We start from the raw sequence: 1,533 nt of genomic DNA, 5'->3' as shown, positions 1-1,533 counted from the left end.
GCGGTAAAGATAGATTTATGAGTTCGGTAGCGGAGCATGAGCAGATATGGAAAAGCTCATGCGAAAGCTACGAAAGGCTTAAATAGCCCGCAAATCTATGCATTGAAGCAGACTCTCGCGCTCGCCGTGGCTACGGAGCAAGAACCCTAGCGGATTTCGCATAAATAGCGCAAATCTAAACATCAAGTATCCTGTAGGAGCGGGAACATAACGGCGCAAGCTCTTAGCGGGCTCGTATTTTAGGAGACAAAATCATGACTACGATAGCGCTGATCCGCCACGTTACGCCGCTGATCGATCGCGGCGTATGCGACGCCGCAGAGACCGTACGGCGCGCGATCCTGTATGATACTACGCAAAGCTTAGCTTTGTATGAAACCGATAAATTTAAAAGCAGCGCCGCGTACGAAAAGCTCGCCGGCATAAGCCGAGTATATTCCTCGCCGCTGCCGCGCGAAACAGAGCTAAATTTTAACCCTTTCCCACGGCTCGATCCCGCCTGCAACCTCCTCAAAAACGCCTGCGATTTCTATATTTTTTACGCTTAAATTTCGCTCGTAAGCCTTGACGTCGCGCGATTTTAGCTTCTCTTGCAAAAAGGCGAATTCATACTCGATCTGACCGCGAGCGACGCTGATTTTAGCCAAATTTCGCGCGTCAAATTCGCCCACCTTCGCGGCGTCAAATTTATACCCGCGAGCGCAGGCCTGCGCATAAACCTCCGCCAGATACGCATTTACCGCCTCTAGCGCGTTTTCGTGCGCGTAAAAGCGGTCAAGCTGCGGGTGATTTTTGTAGCCTTTAGTAAGCCCAGCCAGCACGTTTTTAGCTAGCAGCGCCTCGCGCCAAAGTGCGACTAGCCCCTTTGCGTCGAGATATTTAAAGCTTATCGTCCAAAGCCTCATTTTTGCCTTTCGTTAAATTTCGTAGTCAAATTCGGCGCGCTTTGCGCCGCAGCCTGGGCGGCTAAATTTAGCCAGGCTCTACCGAAGCTAAAATTTTACCTCGTCGCGCCTCTAAATTTCCCGCTCATTGCAGCTTGCCTCTGCATAGCACGGGAATCTTTTCTACGACCTCGCCGCCGCTTACGAGGTAGGCGAACTCGTGTAAATTTACGACGGGGCAGATGTGGTTTGGATAAATTTCGAGCCGATCGCCCACGCGCACGGCGTCTCGCAGCGCTCTGTCGTAGATGATCGCGTGCTCGTCGTAAACGCCATTTATCCACACCTCCGTGCCCTTTATGCGCCCGAGCCCGGGCGTTGCCGTAAAGCCCTCGGTGCGCCTTTGCTGCGTGAGCCCCTTGGCGCCGACGTCGGTGATGATGCGATCCGCCGTAGGTCTGCTGATGACGGTCGTAAGGATGCTTGCGGCGTTCATCGAATAATCGCCGTATGCCTGCGCCTGCGAGGCATCCATAAAGATATAGGTGCCTGGACGGATCTCGGTGACGCCCTTTAAAATTTCAAAATCGTTGATGAGCGAGGGCGTCGAGCCGATACTAACGACGCGTGCGGGCAGAGCCAGCTCGCG

Annotated in this window: 1 protein-coding gene and 1 pseudogene; both read right to left on the bottom strand. The window is 53.4% G+C overall.

The features are described from left to right. Window positions 1–464: 464 nt before the first annotated feature. Window positions 465–905, bottom strand: coding sequence for a pyrimidine dimer DNA glycosylase/endonuclease V (locus Q0256_RS05305; protein WP_297960799.1), 441 nt, complete (start codon window positions 903–905; stop codon window positions 465–467). Window positions 906–1,029: 124 nt separating this feature from the next. Continuing rightward, a pseudogene (locus Q0256_RS05300) lies at window positions 1,030–1,533 on the bottom strand (D-TA family PLP-dependent enzyme); the annotation flags it as partial.

This window comes from uncultured Campylobacter sp. (assembly GCF_937949835.1).
Classification (GTDB): domain Bacteria; phylum Campylobacterota; class Campylobacteria; order Campylobacterales; family Campylobacteraceae; genus Campylobacter_B.
This window is presented reverse-complemented; position numbering and strand designations above follow the sequence as displayed.